Annotated in this window: 16 protein-coding genes; 6 read left to right on the top strand and 10 right to left on the bottom strand. The window is 72.2% G+C overall.

Going from position 1 to position 15,015, the window contains the following annotated elements; genetic code table 11:
* Positions 1-237 precede the first annotated feature (237 nt).
* Both AB0C82_RS11915 and AB0C82_RS11910 read right to left on the bottom strand, forming a co-directional pair.
* The gene (locus AB0C82_RS11915) at positions 238-1,176 is read right to left on the bottom strand and encodes a sigma-70 family RNA polymerase sigma factor (protein ID WP_362839359.1); all 939 of its coding nucleotides are present in this window, start codon (positions 1,174-1,176) and stop codon (positions 238-240) included.
* Between the two features lie 300 nt (positions 1,177-1,476).
* Complete coding sequence (locus AB0C82_RS11910; protein ID WP_362839356.1) at positions 1,477-2,916, bottom strand: NAD(P)/FAD-dependent oxidoreductase; 1,440 nt, start codon at positions 2,914-2,916, stop codon at positions 1,477-1,479.
* 115 nt (positions 2,917-3,031) lie between these two features.
* On the opposite strand from AB0C82_RS11910, the gene trxA reads away from it, so the two are divergent.
* A complete protein-coding gene (trxA, locus tag AB0C82_RS11905; protein WP_362839353.1) occupies positions 3,032-3,424 on the top strand; it encodes a thioredoxin in 393 nt (130 codons plus the stop codon).
* 200 nt (positions 3,425-3,624) lie between these two features.
* On the opposite strand, the gene AB0C82_RS11900 is transcribed toward trxA, so the two are convergent.
* The 4 genes from AB0C82_RS11900 to AB0C82_RS11885 form a co-directional block, all read right to left on the bottom strand.
* Positions 3,625-4,047, bottom strand: a complete 423-nt coding sequence (locus AB0C82_RS11900) for a helix-turn-helix transcriptional regulator (protein ID WP_362839351.1) — start codon at positions 4,045-4,047, stop codon at positions 3,625-3,627.
* Positions 4,048-4,099: 52 nt separating this feature from the next.
* Positions 4,100-4,363 carry a hypothetical protein gene (locus AB0C82_RS11895; protein ID WP_362839348.1) on the bottom strand — a complete coding sequence of 88 codons (264 nt, stop codon included), beginning with the start codon at positions 4,361-4,363 and terminating at the stop codon, positions 4,100-4,102.
* A gap of 63 nt (positions 4,364-4,426) precedes the next feature.
* Positions 4,427-5,449, bottom strand: coding sequence for a LacI family DNA-binding transcriptional regulator (locus AB0C82_RS11890; RefSeq protein ID WP_362839345.1), 1,023 nt, complete (start codon positions 5,447-5,449; stop codon positions 4,427-4,429).
* Positions 5,450-5,527: 78 nt separating this feature from the next.
* Entirely contained in the window at positions 5,528-6,700 is a 1,173-nt protein-coding gene (locus AB0C82_RS11885) for a glycosyl hydrolase family 18 protein (protein WP_362839342.1), read from the bottom strand.
* 50 nt (positions 6,701-6,750) lie between these two features.
* Here AB0C82_RS11885 and AB0C82_RS11880 point away from each other — a divergent pair, with 50 nt between their 5' ends.
* Complete coding sequence (locus AB0C82_RS11880; RefSeq protein ID WP_362839339.1) at positions 6,751-7,218, top strand: type II toxin-antitoxin system PemK/MazF family toxin; 468 nt, start codon at positions 6,751-6,753, stop codon at positions 7,216-7,218.
* On the opposite strand, the gene AB0C82_RS11875 is transcribed toward AB0C82_RS11880, so the two are convergent.
* Positions 7,203-8,039, bottom strand: a complete 837-nt coding sequence (locus tag AB0C82_RS11875) for a TIGR02452 family protein (RefSeq protein WP_362839337.1) — start codon at positions 8,037-8,039, stop codon at positions 7,203-7,205. The genes AB0C82_RS11880 and AB0C82_RS11875 overlap by 16 nt on opposite strands.
* Before the next feature lie 148 nt (positions 8,040-8,187).
* On the opposite strand from AB0C82_RS11875, the gene egtA reads away from it, so the two are divergent.
* The 4 genes from egtA to egtD are packed head-to-tail and all read left to right on the top strand — an operon-like array spanning position 8,188 to position 12,567.
* Positions 8,188-9,498, top strand: a complete 1,311-nt coding sequence (gene egtA, locus AB0C82_RS11870) for an ergothioneine biosynthesis glutamate--cysteine ligase EgtA (RefSeq protein WP_362839334.1) — start codon at positions 8,188-8,190, stop codon at positions 9,496-9,498.
* Positions 9,495-10,853 (top strand): ergothioneine biosynthesis protein EgtB, encoded by a 1,359-nt coding sequence (gene egtB, locus AB0C82_RS11865; protein WP_362839331.1) that lies wholly within the window; start codon positions 9,495-9,497, stop codon positions 10,851-10,853. The genes egtA and egtB overlap by 4 nt, the downstream gene beginning before the upstream one ends.
* Positions 10,853-11,608, top strand: a complete 756-nt coding sequence (gene egtC, locus AB0C82_RS11860) for an ergothioneine biosynthesis protein EgtC (RefSeq protein WP_362839329.1) — start codon at positions 10,853-10,855, stop codon at positions 11,606-11,608. Before egtB ends, egtC begins: the two co-directional genes overlap by 1 nt.
* Positions 11,605-12,567 (top strand): L-histidine N(alpha)-methyltransferase, encoded by a 963-nt coding sequence (egtD, locus tag AB0C82_RS11855; protein ID WP_362839328.1) that lies wholly within the window; start codon positions 11,605-11,607, stop codon positions 12,565-12,567. The genes egtC and egtD overlap by 4 nt, the downstream gene beginning before the upstream one ends.
* Here egtD and AB0C82_RS11850 read toward each other — a convergent pair.
* The 3 genes from AB0C82_RS11850 to AB0C82_RS11840 all read right to left on the bottom strand — a co-directional run bounded on the left by AB0C82_RS11850 (position 12,510) and on the right by AB0C82_RS11840 (position 14,913).
* Positions 12,510-13,457: a lysophospholipid acyltransferase family protein gene (locus tag AB0C82_RS11850; protein WP_362839327.1), complete on the bottom strand. Its 948-nt coding sequence runs from the start codon at positions 13,455-13,457 to the stop codon at positions 12,510-12,512. The genes egtD and AB0C82_RS11850 overlap by 58 nt on opposite strands.
* Positions 13,454-14,242: a GNAT family N-acyltransferase gene (locus AB0C82_RS11845; RefSeq protein WP_362839325.1), complete on the bottom strand. Its 789-nt coding sequence runs from the start codon at positions 14,240-14,242 to the stop codon at positions 13,454-13,456. Before AB0C82_RS11845 ends, AB0C82_RS11850 begins: the two co-directional genes overlap by 4 nt.
* A gap of 191 nt (positions 14,243-14,433) precedes the next feature.
* A complete protein-coding gene (locus tag AB0C82_RS11840) occupies positions 14,434-14,913 on the bottom strand; it encodes a nitroreductase family deazaflavin-dependent oxidoreductase (protein WP_362839322.1) in 480 nt (159 codons plus the stop codon).
* Positions 14,914-15,015 lie beyond the last annotated feature (102 nt).

Below are 15,015 nucleotides of genomic sequence, written 5' to 3'. Positions count from 1 at the left end.
GGTCGCGCAGGCGAGCGGTGATCCGCCGTTCGGGCACCGAGGACGGACGGATGGGGCCGCCCACGGCTCCGACGGCGTGGCACCGGACGGCGGACGGAGACTGGTGGGAGGAGGCTCGCGCGCCTCGATCGGAACGCCCGGCGCGTGATGGGAACACCCGGTGCACGACAGGGACACCCAGCACATCGTGGAGGCGCTGTCCCCCGGCCACGCGCAGACATCGTTGTGGCAGGCCGGTCATCGGCCCTCGTGCGCGCCGGTGCGGTCCACGGCCCTGCCGCCCGGCCCGAACCGTTCCTGGTCCGCCGAGGACGAACTCGCCGTCCACACGACGAGTCCGATGAAGGCCACCATCACGCCGAACACGACGCGCGTCACCATGCGCAGGCGGTCATCGCTTCCCGTGCGGACCGACCCGACCAGCGGGATCGTGGAGGCCGACACCTCCCGCACGAGCGCGCGCAGCCCGTGTTGCAGGTCAGCCCCGTCCTCACAGGCACGAACCTGCTCCTCCAGGTACGTCCTGGCCCGGAACAACCGGTTCCTGACGGCCGGTTCGCTGGCGGCTGTCTCCTCGGCGGCGTGTTGCACGCTCAGCCCGAGGCCGTCGCAGAGCAGGAGCGTGCGCCGGTGCAGCGGCGGCAGGGCGAGCAGAGCCCGGTGGAGGACATCGGACGGCGGGACGACGGGCCGCTTGGACGCGCGTCGGAATCTGTGCCAGGGCGAGAGCGCGTACTCATGCGCCTGCGCCCGCACGGTGGTCAGCGGCTCCGGGTCGTGGGACAACTCGGGCCAGTGCTCCCAGGCGTGACGGAAGGCGTGCTCGACGGACTCGAAGGCGAGAGTGCGGTGCCCGGTGAGCAGGAATGCCTGCTGGACGAGCCCGTGCGCGGCCCGTGCGTAGAGCGCGTCGAACGCCTCCTCGGGGTAGCTGGGCGGGCACCACCCGGCGGAGACATCGGCTCGGCGGTCACCTTGGTGTGCCGGCTCGACGTCCCCACGCCGCTCCCCCCGCAGGGGAAGCAGTTTGACGTGTACCTCCTGGCGTCTCGCACGCGCGTATCCGAGGCGTACCAGCCACGCGTCGAGGGCTCCGCGGACGAGATCCCGACAGGGGCCGGCGCCGTGCCTTACCGGGGCCGCTCCGCCGGACAGCGCAGACGCGTCAAGCGGCACACCGACGGAGCGGCCGGTCTCCGGCTGCTCCGCCGACGTGTGACAACTCCGGGGCTCCACACCGCCCCGGTGCCGACATCCTCGTCCCGCGGCCGGACTCGGGACGAGGTGCTCAGCTGAGAATTCGTTCATACGACAAGGCTGGCAAGGAACGCGCACGCCATGGCCCGGATCGCCCATCACGGCCCCGGAAACCCCCGTACGGGTGAATCCCGACGTACCGGCCCCCGCGGTACGTCACGCAGGGCTCGTCGATCAGCGATCGGCGATCACCTGACCGGTCACGCGTCCCCTCCTCGCTCAGCCCCGGTACGTCTCCAGCAGCCGCAGCCACACCTCGCTGATCGTCGGGTACGCCGGGACCGCGTGCCACAGGCGGTCGATCGGGACCTCGCCCGCCACCGCGATCGTGGCGGAGTGGAGCAGTTCACCGATGCCGGGGCCGACGAAGGTGACGCCGAGGAGGATCTCGCGGTCCAGGTCCACGATCATGCGGGCGCGGCCGCGATAGTCCTGGGCGTACAGGCCGGAGCCCGCGACCGAGGCCAGGTCGTAGTCGACCGCCCGTACCCGGTGGCCCGCGTCCTCCGCCTCCTTGAGGGTGAGGCCCACCGAGGCGGCCTCCGGGTCGGTGAAGACCACCTGGGGTACGGCCGCGTGGTCGGCGGTGGCCGCGTGGGCGCCCCAGCGGTCGGTCTCCAGGAGCGGGACGCCCTGTGCGCGCGCCGCGATCGCGGCACCCGCGATACGGGCCTGGTACTTGCCCTGGTGGGTCAGTAGCGCCCGGTGGTTGACGTCGCCGACCGCGTACAGCCAGGTGCTGCCCTCGACGCGGCAGCTGTCGTCGACGTCGAGCCAGGAGCCGGGTTCCAGGCCCACCGTCCCGAGCCCGAGGTCGTCGGTGCGCGGAGCGCGGCCGGTGGCGAAAAGGATCTCGTCGGCCTGAACCTGTTCACCGTTGTCCAGCTCGACGGTGACCGGTCCGTCCGGAGCGGCTCGCCGTACGGCGGTGGCGGACACCCCGGTACGGATTCGGGCTCCCGCCTCGGTCAGCGCTTCCGCGACCAGCTCACCGGCGAAGGGCTCCATCTTGGGGAGCAGCCCCTTTCCGCGGATCAGCAGCGTCACCTCCGCGCCGAGTGCCTGCCAGACCGTGGCCATCTCGACGCCGACCACGCCGCCGCCCACCACGATCAGCCGGCCCGGGACCTCCTTGGCGCTGGTCGCCTCGCGGCTCGTCCAGGGGCGGGCCTCGGCGATGCCGGGCAGGTCCGGGATGACGGCCCGGCTGCCGGTGCACACGGCCACCGCGTGACGGGCGGTGAGCCGGTGCTCCGTGCCGTCCTGCGTGGTGACGGAGACCTGCTTCGTGCCGGTCAGCCGGCCCATGCCCCGGTAAATGTGCGCGCCGACGCCTTCCAGCCACTCGGCCTGGCCGTCGTCCTTCCAATGGGACGCGTACTCGTCGCGGTGGGCCAGGACCGCGTCCGCGTCGAGCGGCCCCCGTACGGCTGCGCTGAGCCCCGGAACCCTGCGGGCGTCCGCCCGGGCGACGACGGGGCGCAGCAGCGCCTTGCTCGGCATACACGCCCAGTAGGAGCATTCGCCCCCGATGAGCTCCGACTCGATCACTGCCGTACTCAGCCCTGCGGCCCTGGCCCGGTCCACCACGTTCTCCCCGACGGGACCCGCACCGATCACTACAACGTCGTATTCAGCGTTCTCCGCCACTTCAGTCATGCGCACAGTCTGATCGTGGGTGTGCGCGACGGCCACATGGGCAGGCGGAATAGCGCCAGTCCAGTCACGGTTGTGCCCGACAGGTCCGAACGGGCCCAGGAAGAGGTATCAGAGCATGAGCACCGTAGAGCTCACCAAGGAAAACTTCGATCAGGTCGTGAGTGACAACGACTTCGTACTGATCGACTTCTGGGCTTCCTGGTGCGGCCCGTGTCGGCAGTTCGCCCCGGTGTACGACTCGGTCTCCGAGCGTCACCCCGACCTGGTGTTCGCCAAGGTCGACACGGAGGCCCAGCAGGAGCTGGCGGCGGCTTTCGAGATCCGGTCGATTCCCACGCTGATGATCGTCCGGGACAACGTTGCGGTCTTCGCCCAGCCCGGCGCGCTCCCCGAGGCGGCCCTGGAGGACGTCATCGGGCAGGCCAGGAACCTGGACATGGACGAGGTGCGCAAGTCCGTCGAGGAGCAGAAGGCGCAGGCGCCGGAGCCGGAGCAGAACACGGCGTAGGCCCGATGCGTGTCGGCCCTGGACAGGTGCTGACGTCGTGGTGACCGTGCGGGCGTCCGGGCGGTCAGGACCCGGCCGGTCCACACCGGCCGGGTCCTGCCATGCCGCCACGGAGCCGGGTGCTGCCGCGCCAGGTACGCGAACAACGGATCCGCATCCGACACCGAGGATCCGTGTGCGTCACTGAGGGTCCGTGTGGCTCACTGAAGGTCCGTGTTGCTGAGGAGTTCCCTGCTCCTCACGGGCCGGGTATGGATCTTGGAGACGCACGCAGGGACGCCCTCGCCCTGCTCGTGGCCGCGCGCCCGGTAAGCGCTGGGGCTCTCGCCGACGAGCTCCGTGAACCGCGTGCTGAAGGTCCCCAGCGAGGTGCAGCCGACCGCGAAGCAGATGTCCGTCACCGACATGTCGCCGAGCCTCAGCAGTGCCTTCGCCCGCTCGATCCTGCGGGTCATCAGATAGCTGTACGGCGTCTCCCCGAACGCGGCACGGAAGCTCCGGGAGAAGTGGCCGGGCGACATGTGGGCCGCGAGAGCGAGGGCGGGAACGTTGAGTGGTTCCGCGTAGTCGCGGTCCATCCGGTCGCGCGCCCGGCGGAGCCGGACCAGGTCGGAAAGCGTCACCCGTCCAGGATCGCACGATCGGCGTGCGGTGCGGGGCTGTCCGGCAGAACACTCAGTCGCCGGACTTCTCGGCGATACGGACCGTGAGCCCGTAGTCCACCTCCGCACCGTCCACGAGCAGGGCCTCCACGGTGTGGGTCGCCGGATCGATGTCCGCCTCCATGCCGTCCCCGGCATAGCGCGGATAACCCGATGCCCCGGTGTCGCCCGTGGCCGCCACGACCGCCGAGCGGATGGCGGCGCCCGGCCGGGGCTCCTTGCCCGATTCGACGAACTCCGGGATCAGCAGGATCTCGTAACTCTGCGGATGGCTCATGCCAAAGACGCTAGACATCCGGTGTGCGCGGCGCACTTCGTCGCAACCCCCGGGGCGGCGGTTTCAGCTGGACTGGCGCGGCACGGCCGAGGCGCGCAGCAGGTCGTGGCGTTCCGGGGTTCCGCCGGGGTGGCGCACCAGCCGGTCGATCAGCTCGGCGGGTGCCTGCCCGGCCGCCAGTTCCATCCGGACGGTGCTGAGTCGGGGGCGCAGCAGCCTGCCGAGCATGAGGTCGTCCGCGCCGATCACGGCGGTCTCACCCGGGACCGCGACACCGGCGTCCTGGAGTGCTCTCATCAGGAGCATGGCGTACTCGTCGTTGTAGGCGAAGACGGCGTCCAGGCCGAACGTCCGCCATCCGGCCGCGAGTCGGGCCGCCGACTCCTCCTCGTACCGCAGGGGCAGCGGCAGGACGCTCGCGCCTGCCGCCTCCGCGGTGCGGCGGGCGCCGGCCAGCCGTGGTTCGCCGAACAGGGCGAGGCCCGGCTCCTGCGGGAGGACCACGCCGATCCGACGACGGCCCCGGGCCAGCAGGTGCGCGACCGCGCAGCTGCCGACCACCCGCTGGTCCATGACGAGGGCGTGCGCTCCCTCGACCGGCTGCGGGCCGAGCGTGATGACGGCCTTGGCACCGGAACGGGTGAGGACGTCTATGCCGTACGGGGTGAGAGCGGGTCCGCCGGGAGAGACGACCGCGACCGGGCGCAGCTCGGCCCAGGACCTGGCCGCCCCGTCCGCGTCGAGCCCCGCGCTGCCGTACTGCACCACGGTGTAGTCGAGGCGGCGCAGATCGGACTGGAGGGCATGGAAGAAGCGCTGGTGGAGCGGGCCCGATGGGCTGTGCCAGGAGGGCAGGAGCACCATCCGGCTGTGTCCGGCGCGCAGGCTGCGGGCCGCCGCGTGCGGGACATAACCGAGGCCGGACGCCGCTTCCCTGACTCTGCGGCGGGTCTGTTCGCTGATCCGCACGGTCGCGTTGTTGTTCAGTACGTAGGACACGGTGGCCCGGGAGACCCCGGCCACGCGCGCCACGTCGGCGCTGGTCGGCACGGTGGCCGCGGCGGGCTGCTCGGGTAACTGGCTCATGGCGTCGGGCAGTCTTCCAGACCCCTCCGCCGCGCCCGTGCGCCGGGGGCACCGGGCGCGGCACCGGCTGGACGGTGATCAGCCCCGGGCGAGGACCGGCCACACGGCGGGGTCCTCGAAGTTCAGGGCCCAGATCGCGGTGTTGCGGACGCCGTGGCGGCGCAGCACCGGCATGTGCGTGGCGACTCCGCGGGCGTCCTGGTACCAGACCTCGCGGCGCTCGTCGCCGTCCAGGTAACTGAAGTGCGGAGTTCCTGAGACCTCGTCGAACTGGTACGGCGCCCCCTCCTTGCGGCGCAGGGCTTCGGCGGTCTTCCACGTCACGTGCCCGGTCTTGGCCTCGCTCGCCGGGTCGGACGGCCAGTCCCAGCCGTAGGCGGGCAGTCCCATCTCCAGTTTCTCCGCCGGGACCAGGGCGGTGGCCCGGGTCAGGATGTCCTCGTACCAGGCGGTGTCGGAGATGGGGCCCGGTGTGCCGCTCGACCAGTGCAGGTTGTAGCCCATGATCCGCATCCGGTCGGCGACGCGGCCGATCGCCGCGTAGTCCCAGATGCGCCCGGTGGTCCTGGTCTTCGGGAACACCGTGATCACGCACTGCTTGCGCAGCTCGTGGAGGCGGGCGCAGAGGTCGGTGGCGAGGGCGGTGAAGCCGTCGCGGACCTGACGGTAGGTGCTCTCACCGGTCGCCGCGATGGACTCGTAGTCCAGGTCGAGGCCGTCGTAGTCGCGTGTGGCCACCGTGCGCATCAGCGCGTCGGCGTGTTCCTTGCGCTGGGCGGGGTCGGTGAGGATCGCGGCGAGGGCGCCCTTCTTCATCGTCTCCATGACGGTGGGGACGACCTTCGCCCCGGCTCGGTGCAGTCCGTCGATGATGCGGCGCTCGCCGGCGCCCGGGTGCGGGTCGATCCGGCCGGCCGAGATCGCCTGGTACCAGAAGGGGCTGACGGTGTGCAGCTGGTCCGCGTGGAGCAGGGCGTTCTGGTAGGCGCCCTCCTGGTCCCAGTAGGGCAGCCACGCCGACACGGTGCGCGGCAGGGCGGCGCCGCCGCCCGCGGGGGCCTCGGGCTCGGGGCCGGGAGCGTTCGTCGAGAGGGGGGGTGGCGGGGTCGGGCGGGCGGGCAGCGGGGCTGACGCCACGGCAGACGCCGTGGGGAGCAGGGCTGCTGCGAGCAGACCTGCGACGGTGAGGGCGACGGTACGGCAGGGATGTGCGAGGACTCCGATGACCATGTGGTCGAGCCTGATGGCCATTCAGCCGCCCCGCTCCGTGGAATGGGCCGTACAGGTTCTACGGTGTCCTGATGACGTTCCTGCACAGCTCAGCCACCACTGACAGCTCGTCCGACTTTCCCGGCCGCAACGGTCCGACCGCCACGACGGAGGCGGACCCGCGCGACGCGGGCCCGGTCCGCACCTCCTACGCACCCGACCGGGACGGCGATCCCGACCCGGGGGAGATCGTCTGGACCTGGGTGCCGTTCGAGGAGAACGACGGGCGCGGCAAGGACCGGCCCGTGCTGGTCGTGGCGCGTGAGGACGGCGGGACCCTGCTGGCCGTACAGCTCTCCAGCAAGCAGCACGACATGGACCGTGAGTGGGTGGCGCTCGGCGCGGGGCCCTGGGACAGCTCCGGCCGGCAGTCCTGGGTCGATCTCGACCGGCTGCTGCGGGTGCACGAGGACGGGATGCGACGGGAGGCCTGCGCACTGGACCGGGAGCGGTTCGATCGTGTGGCCGGTCGGCTGCGGGAGCGCTACGGCTGGCGCTGATCGGCGAACGTCCGCGTGAACGCCGCCCGGGTGGCGGAGTCCGGACCTCGGTCGAGGATGCCGAAGACGATCTGTTCGAAGTGACCCGCGAACCGGCCACCGCCGGTGAGCAGCGCGCGGAACGCGCCGGCCACCTGCGCGGGGTCGTTGCGGAACACGCCGCAGCCCCAGGCGCCGAGCACGAGCCTGCGGTAGCCCCGCACGGCGGCGACTTCGAGCACCCGTTCGGCGCGGCTGACGAGGACGTCCGGGATGCGGTCCGCCTCCTGGGGCGTCCGGCTGTGGATCACTCCCGCGTTGGGTGCCGGGGATGTGAGGAACCCCGCGGTGTACGGGGTGGCGAGGAGACGCCCCCGGTCGTCACGGAAGACCGGGACGCCGGGCGAGTGGATCACCCGGTCGGAGTAGAAGGTGCTCCTCTCCGCGCGGTGGTGGGCGTAGAACTCGGGGGCCCGCAGCAGGGTCGCGTACAGCGCCGAACCCCGGCAGAGGGCTTCCTCCTGGGCCTGTGCGCCGTTCAGGTAGCCGCCACCCGGATTGCGGGCCGAGGCGTACGTGAGAACGGCGACCTTGCCCGTCGCCTCGCTGGTGAGCCGGTGTGCGGCCTGCAGACTGCTCTCGCCGGTCACCTCGAAGGCCGTGACACGGTCGGTGTCCAGGACGGCGACGGGGACCGGGCCGGGGCCGTACAGCCGGGTGCCGGAGAGCGCGGCGGTCAGTGCGCGTTCGATACTGACCTCGCGGCCGTCGGCCGTGCGGTAGCCACCCGCCTCGACGATGGCCTCGGTCTCGCGCGCGATACCGCGCAGTCTCGCGCTCATCGGCGCGCCCCCATGTGGTGCATACGGGGCATCGTCGGCGTTCCTCCGGCATGGGCGCAAGCGGATTTCCGCTCGGCGAGGGCACCCTTGTGCGATCTCCCGGAAGGGGTTTGGGTGGTGCGGAGGTACCTGGACAGGAGGACCGAACATGCCCCCGGAAAGCCCCGGAGCAGACCGTAAGGCGGAGTGCGGCGCCCCCCTCGGTGAGAGCGATGCCGAGGATTTACTGCGCGGCATCTGCTTCAAGACGGGACCGCCCCGCAAGGTCGGCGTGGAACTCGAATGGCTCATTCACGACGTTGAACATCCGCACGTTCCCGTCGCGGAGGACCGGCTCGGCGTGGCTACGGACGCCGTCCGCGCCCTGCCCCTGAGCGCGTCCCTGACCTTCGAACCGGGCGGTCAGCTGGAGCTCAGCTCCGCTCCCGCGGACTCCCTGACGGAGTGCGTCGACGCCATCGCCAAGGATCTGACGGCCGTACGCGACACGCTCGGGCCGGCGGGTCTCGCCCTCGTGGGACTCGGGGTCGATCCGTGGCACAGCCCGCGCCGTCTGCTGCGCGAGCCGCGCTACGCCGCCATGGAGCGCTCCCTCGACCGGTCGGGACCGGCCGGTCGCGCCATGATGTGCACGTCCGCGTCCATCCAGGTGTGCCTGGACGCCGGTGAGGAGGAACCGGGGCCGCTCGGGTACGGGCGGCGGTGGCATCTGGCACATCTGCTGGGTGCCGTGCTCGTGGCCGCGTTCGCGAACTCGCCGTTCCGGCAGGGGCGGGTCACGGGGTGGCGTTCCACCCGGCAGGCGCTGTGGGCCGAACTCGATCCGGCACGGTCGCTCGCGCCGTCCTGCCGTCTCGCGCCGCGCGACGCCTGGACCGCGCACACCCTCGACACCCCGGTGATGTGCATCCGGGGCGGTGCGGACGGGCCGTGGGAGGTTCCCGACAGGCTCACGTTCCGGGACTGGATGCGGGGCGGCGGGCCGCGGCCACCCGAACAGGCCGATCTCGACTACCACCTCACCACCCTCTTCCCGCCTGTCCGGCCACGCGGTCACCTCGAACTGCGCATGATCGACGCGCAGAGCGGTGAGGACGGGTGGCTCGTGCCGCTCGCCGTCACCACGGCCCTTTTCGATGATCCGGAGGCCGCGGAATCCGTGTACCGGGCCGTGAAACCGCTGGCCGAGACGGCGGGCCCGCTGGCCGCCCCGCGCAATCCGCTGTGGACCGCCGCCGCCCGTGACGGACTGAGTGACCCGGAGCTGGGAGCGGCGGCGATCACCTGTTTCGAGGTGGCGCTGGACGCGCTGCCGCGGACCGGGGCGAGCAAGACCGTCCGGGACGCCGTCGCGGACTTCCATGACCGGTTCGTCGCCCGGGGACGCTGTCCGGCCGACGACCTGACCGACCGAGCACACGACGGCGCACCGCTCCAGGGAAGGGGCATCCACTCATGACCGACCTCTCCGCCGACGGCTTCCCGGACCTCGCGTCCACATCCGTCGAACTGGACCCCGAAGCTCTTCGGCAGCGTGCCCTCGCCGCGCTCCTGGCGGCCCGCGAGCGCACCTCCCTGCTCACCGACAGCGTCGACGACGGTGAACTGACCGCGCAGCACTCCCCGTTGATGTCTCCTCTGGTCTGGGATCTGGCGCACATCGGCAACCAGGAGGAGCAATGGCTGCTTCGGGCGGTCGGGGGCCGTGAGGCGCTGCGTCCGGAGATCGACGGCCTGTACGACGCCTTCGAGCACTCGCGGGCGAGCCGCCCCTCGTTGCCGCTGCTGCCGCCAGCCGAGGCGCGGGCCTACGCCGCGGACGTGCGCGGCCGGGCTCTGGACATCCTCGAAGGGACCCCGCTGCACGAGGGCGGCCGGCCGCTCGTACGGGCCGGGTTCGCCTTCGGGATGATCGCGCAGCACGAACAACAGCACGACGAGACCATGCTGATCACCCATCAGTTGCGCGCCGGCCCTGCCGCGCTCTCCGCGCCGGAGCCGCCCGCCCCGACGGACGCGGCGGCTCTGCCGGCCGAAGTCCTGGTGCCCGGTGGTCCGTTCACGATGGGTACCTCGGCCGATCCGTGGGCGCTGGACAACGAACGGCCCGCACACCGGCGGGAGGTGGCGGAGTTCCACATCGACACCTCCCCTGTCACGTGCGGCGACTACGAGCGCTTCATCGAGGACGGCGGCTACTCCGAACGACGCTGGTGGGCGCCGGAGGGCTGGGACATGGTCAAGGCGCACGAGCTGACGGCTCCGCTGTTCTGGCGCCGGGACGCCGGTCAGTGGCTGCGGCGCCGCTTCGGCGTGACGGAGCCGGTGCCGCGCGACGAACCGGTGCTGCACGTGAGCTGGTACGAGGCGGACGCGTACGCCCGCTGGGCGGGGAGGCGGCTGCCCACGGAGAGCGAGTGGGAGAAGGCGGCCCGGCACGACCCCGCCTCGGGGCGCTCGCTGCGCTATCCGTGGGGTGACGAGGACCCGTCCCCGGACCACGCCAACCTCGGGCAGCGCCACCTCCGTCCGGCCGAGGCCGGTGCCTATGCGGCGGGCAGGTCGCCGCTCGGCGTGGGCCAGCTGATGGGCGACGTGTGGGAGTGGACGTCGAGCGACTTCCTCCCGTACCCGGGCTTCGCTCCGTTCCCGTACCGGGAGTACTCCGACGTGTTCTTCGGCCCGGAGCACAAGGTGCTGCGCGGGGGGTCGTTCGCGGTGGACGCGGTGGCCTGCCGGGGCACGTTCCGCAACTGGGACCTCCCGGTGCGTCGGCAGATCTTCTCCGGCTTCCGCACCGCGAGGAGCGCCTGATGTGCCGTCATCTCGCCTACGTCGGGGATCCGGTGCCGCTCGGCCAGATCCTCGAAGCACCCGCGCACTCCCTGATACGCCAGTCCTGGGAGCCACGCCGACAGAGGTACGGGACCGTCAACGCCGATGGCTTCGGGGTCGGCTGGTACGCGGAGGGGGACCCGGTTCCCGGCCGCTACCGGCGCAAGGGCCCCATATGGGGCGACGAGACGTTCGCCGACCTCGCCCGGGTCGTTCGGAGCTCGGCGTTCCTCGCCGCTGTCCGTGATGCCACCGAGGCGGGTGCGGACGGTGAGGCCGCTGCCGCCCCGTTCGCCGCGGACGGCCTGCTGTTCAGCCACAACGGAGCGGTGCGGGGCTGGCCGGCCTCCCTGGCACGGCCGGCCGCCACCCTGCCCGCGACCGCACTGCTCAGCCTGGCCGCACGCAGCGACTCCGCCCTGATCTGGGCACTCGTGCGCCACCGGATCGCCGAAGGCGACCCCCTCCCCCAGGCCGTCGCCGACACCGTCATCGACATCGCCGTCCCTGCCCCCGGTTCACGGCTGAACCTGCTGCTCACAGACGGTTCCACGATCGTGGCGACCGCCTGGGGCGACACCCTCTGGTACCTCACGGAGCCGGGCCGCCGCACGGTGGTGGCCTCGGAGCCGTACGACGACGATCCGCTGTGGCGCGAGGTTCCCGACCGCACCCTGCTGACCGCGACCCGAACCGACGTACTGCTGACCCCGCTCAAGGAGCCCACCGCGTGAGTCCCTTCCGACTGACCCGCACCCTGCCGGTGGACGCGACGGACGCGGCGCTGCGCGCCGACGTGCTCAGCGGCCTCAACCGGCAGCCGAAGACCCTGCCGCCCAAGTGGTTCTACGACGCGCACGGCAGCGAACTGTTCGAGGAGATCACCCGGCTCCCCGAGTACTACCCGACGCGCGCCGAGCGCGAGATCCTCGTCGCCCGCGCCCCGCAGATCGCGGAGGCCTCGGGGGCCAGGACCCTGGTCGAACTCGGCTCCGGCTCCTCGGACAAGACCCGGCATCTGCTGGACGCCCTTCCGGAACTGCACAGTTACGTGCCCGTCGACGTCAGCGAGAGCGCGCTGAGAGGCGCGGCCGACATCCTGCTCGCCGAGCGGCCCGGCCTTTCGGTGCACGCGCTGATCGCCGACTTCACCCATGTCCTGCGTCTGCCCGAGACGCCGGGGCCGCGGCTGGTCGCGTTCCTCGGCGGGACGATCGGGAACCTGCTGCCGGAGGAGAGGGGGCAGTTCCTCCATTCCGTGCGGGAGTTGCTCTCCCCCGGCGACAGTCTGCTGATCGGCACCGACCTGGTGAAGGACGAGGCCACGCTCGTCGCGGCGTACGACGACGCGGCCGGGGTGACGGCGGCGTTCAACAAGAACGTGCTGTCCGTCATGAACCGTGAGCTGGGGGCCGACTTCCTCCTCGACGACTTCGACCACGTCGCGGTGTGGGACCCGCGCGCGGAGTGGATCGAGATGCGTCTGCGCGCCCGCCGGGACCTCACGGTGAAGATCCCGGAGGTGGACCTCGCGGTGACGTTCGCGGCCGGGGAGGAGATGCGCACGGAGGTGTCGGCGAAGTTCCGCGAAGACCGCGTACGGGGCGAACTGGCGGACGCCGGGCTACGGCTCGGTCACTGGTGGACGGACACGGCGGGCCGTTTCGCGCTGTCGCTGGCGACGGCCTTCTGAGCCGCGCGGGCGAGCGCACCTCTGCCGGTCCCGGGCGCCGCCGGGACCGGCGGTAGGACGCGGACCTCCGCCGTGAGCCCGGCGGCCGTCACCACACGCCAGAGGGACGCGGCCAGAGGGTCGTCCCCGACGAACGCGACCGCGCCCGTGTGGTCCCCGTGGCCGCCCGAAGGGCACGGACGGCCCGCTGACCGGTCACCGCGGGGCCCCGCCCTCACCGCCGGTGCCCCGGCCGTGAGGGCGGGGCCCCGCCGCGTGACGCGGTAGCCGAGCCGTACCGGGCGGACGGAGGCGCCCGCGTCGATCGCCGCCTGGAACACCGCGGGACCGAACCGCCCGCCGGGCCCACGCCCGCAGCGGGTGGTGCCCTCCGGGAAGACCACCACCCTGGACCCTGCCCGCAGCGCCTGCGCCACGGCGCTCACGGCCTGCGGCAAGGAGCGCAGGCGGTCCCGCTCGATGAAGAGCGTGCCGCCGATGGCGGCGAGCGGACCGAGCACGGGCCAGTCGCGGATCTCCTTCTTGGCGAGCATCCGGCCGGGAAGCACGGCCGCAACGAGCGGGATGTCCAGCCACGAGACGTGGTTGGCGACCACCAGCTCGCCGACCGGCGACTCCCCCCGTACACCCGCCCGGTCTCCCACCGGCTCCCCGGTGACCAGCACCCGTACGCCGAAGGCACGCACCACCGCGTACGCCCAGCGGCGGATCAGCCGGTCACGGCGGGAGGCGCGCAGGAGCAGTACGGCGGGCACGCACATCACACCCAGCAGGGTGAGCAGGCATCCGGCCGCGAGCAGCACGGCGGCGGGCAGCGGCCCCCGCCTCGTGCCGGGGTGCGCGGCGCAGTCCTGCGGCGTGCAGCGGGCGACGGGCAGCCAGCCGTTCATCGGGGCGCGAGGGAGAGGAAGTGGCGCAGGTAGCGCGGGTCCGTGCGGCGCAGGGAGAGCAGGACGTAGAGGTCGGCGACGTTGAAGTCGGGGTCGTACGCGGGTGCTCCGCAGACCCAGGCCCCGAGGCGGAGGTAGCCGCGGAGCAGCGGCGGAAGGGCGGCGCGTGCCGCGGGGGTTCCGGTGGGACCTGTGGCGCTCCAGAGGCGGTGCGGGGTGACCCAGTACTCCTGGGGTGCCAGGTGCCTGGCCCGTACGGTGTCCCAGGCGGCGGAGGCCGCCGCGCCACCGTCGGCGAGGGGTATGGAACAGCAGCCCGCGAGCCAGTTGTGGCCGCCGCGCTCCATGTAGCGGGCGAGTCCGGCCCAGATGAGTGCGATGACGGCGCCGTCCCGGTGTGCGGGGTGGACGCACGACCGGCCGACCTCGACGAGGTCGTCCCGGACGGGCGCCAGCCTGCCGAGGTCGAACTCGCCCTCCGCGTAGAGGCGCCCGGCCACCCGGGCTCGCTCGGGGGGCAGCAGCCGGTAGGTGGCGACGACGTCACCGGTGGCCGTCTCGCGTACCAGCAGGTGGTCGCAGTAGGCGTCGAAGGCGTCGCTGTCGAGTCCGGGCTCGGGGCTGTCGAGCAGGGCGCCGAGCTCGCCGGCGAAGACCTGGTGGCGCAGGCGCTGGGCTGCGCGCACGTCCTCCTGGTCGACGGCGAGCGAGACCCGGTAGGCCGGGGCGGCGGCCGTGTCCGTGACGGGTGCGGGGGTGATCGGGGCGAGGGGCAGCGCGGTCATGGCAGTCTCCGGGGACGGATCAGCGAGGGCGGCTGCCGGGCCGCCGCGCAACCGCGACGGCCCGGCCCCTTACTTCTTCCGTGACCGGCTTGACTCGACGTGACCGCAACGGAGAGCGGGGATGTGCGACGGCTGAATCCCGGGCGCGAACCCCTCCGGCGCGAGTCCGTCGGCTGACCGGCTGCGCCGCGTCAGTGCTCCCGGGGTGCCGGCTCCAGGACGAAGACCGGGATCTCCCGGTCCGTGTTCTTCTGGTAGTCGTCGTAGTCCGGGTACGCCTCGACGGCCCTGCCCCACCACACGGCCTTCTCCTCCCCGGTCACCTCGCGCGCCACCATGTCCTGGCGCACGGGACCGTCCTGGAGCTCCACCCTGGGGTCGGCCACCACGTTGTAGTACCAGACGGGGTGTTTGGGGGCACCGCCCAAGGAGGCGACCACCGCGTACGTGCCCTCGTGCTCCACCCGCATGAGCGGGGTCTTGCGGATCTTGCCGCTCTTCGCGCCCAAGGTGGTCAGAATGACGACGGGCAGGTCCCGCCGCCTCTCGTCGTCCGGACCGACCAGGCTTCCCAGCGTGGTTCCCTCGGTGCCCCCGGAGCTCTCGTACAGCTCCACCTGGTCCCTGACCAGCTTTGTCGCGCTCGGCTCGTACTCGCCCTTGAGCGGCATGGTGCCTACCTCCGTGCTGTCGATAATGCGCCCGGCCTCGGCTTCCACCCCGGCCGGGAACGGGACGTACTGCTCAGGCCTCGGCGCCCTCGTGGGCCGGGT

It is taken from the genome of Streptomyces sp. NPDC048560 (assembly GCF_040650955.1).
In the GTDB taxonomy this organism is placed as follows: domain Bacteria; phylum Actinomycetota; class Actinomycetes; order Streptomycetales; family Streptomycetaceae; genus Streptomyces.
Note: the sequence above shows the minus strand (reverse complement) of the source record. Positions and strands in the feature narration are given on the sequence as shown.

Excerpts from the sequence above, each read along its gene's own strand:
- AB0C82_RS11910 (WP_362839356.1), bottom strand. The coding sequence starts at position 2,916 with ATGACTGAAGTGGCGGAGAACGCTGAATACGACGTTGTAGTGATCGGT.
- trxA (WP_362839353.1), top strand. The coding sequence starts at position 3,032 with ATGAGCACCGTAGAGCTCACCAAGGAAAACTTCGATCAGGTCGTGAGT.
- AB0C82_RS11895 (WP_362839348.1), bottom strand. The coding sequence starts at position 4,363 with ATGAGCCATCCGCAGAGTTACGAGATCCTGCTGATCCCGGAGTTCGTC.
- AB0C82_RS11890 (WP_362839345.1), bottom strand. The coding sequence starts at position 5,449 with ATGAGCCAGTTACCCGAGCAGCCCGCCGCGGCCACCGTGCCGACCAGC.
- AB0C82_RS11885 (WP_362839342.1), bottom strand. The coding sequence starts at position 6,700 with ATGGCCATCAGGCTCGACCACATGGTCATCGGAGTCCTCGCACATCCC.
- AB0C82_RS11880 (WP_362839339.1), top strand. The coding sequence starts at position 6,751 with ATGACGTTCCTGCACAGCTCAGCCACCACTGACAGCTCGTCCGACTTT.
- AB0C82_RS11875 (WP_362839337.1), bottom strand. The coding sequence starts at position 8,039 with ATGAGCGCGAGACTGCGCGGTATCGCGCGCGAGACCGAGGCCATCGTC.
- egtA (WP_362839334.1), top strand. The coding sequence starts at position 8,188 with ATGCCCCCGGAAAGCCCCGGAGCAGACCGTAAGGCGGAGTGCGGCGCC.
- egtB (WP_362839331.1), top strand. The coding sequence starts at position 9,495 with ATGACCGACCTCTCCGCCGACGGCTTCCCGGACCTCGCGTCCACATCC.
- egtC (WP_362839329.1), top strand. The coding sequence starts at position 10,853 with ATGTGCCGTCATCTCGCCTACGTCGGGGATCCGGTGCCGCTCGGCCAG.
- AB0C82_RS11850 (WP_362839327.1), bottom strand. The coding sequence starts at position 13,457 with ATGAACGGCTGGCTGCCCGTCGCCCGCTGCACGCCGCAGGACTGCGCC.
- AB0C82_RS11845 (WP_362839325.1), bottom strand. The coding sequence starts at position 14,242 with ATGACCGCGCTGCCCCTCGCCCCGATCACCCCCGCACCCGTCACGGAC.
- AB0C82_RS11840 (WP_362839322.1), bottom strand. The coding sequence starts at position 14,913 with ATGCCGCTCAAGGGCGAGTACGAGCCGAGCGCGACAAAGCTGGTCAGG.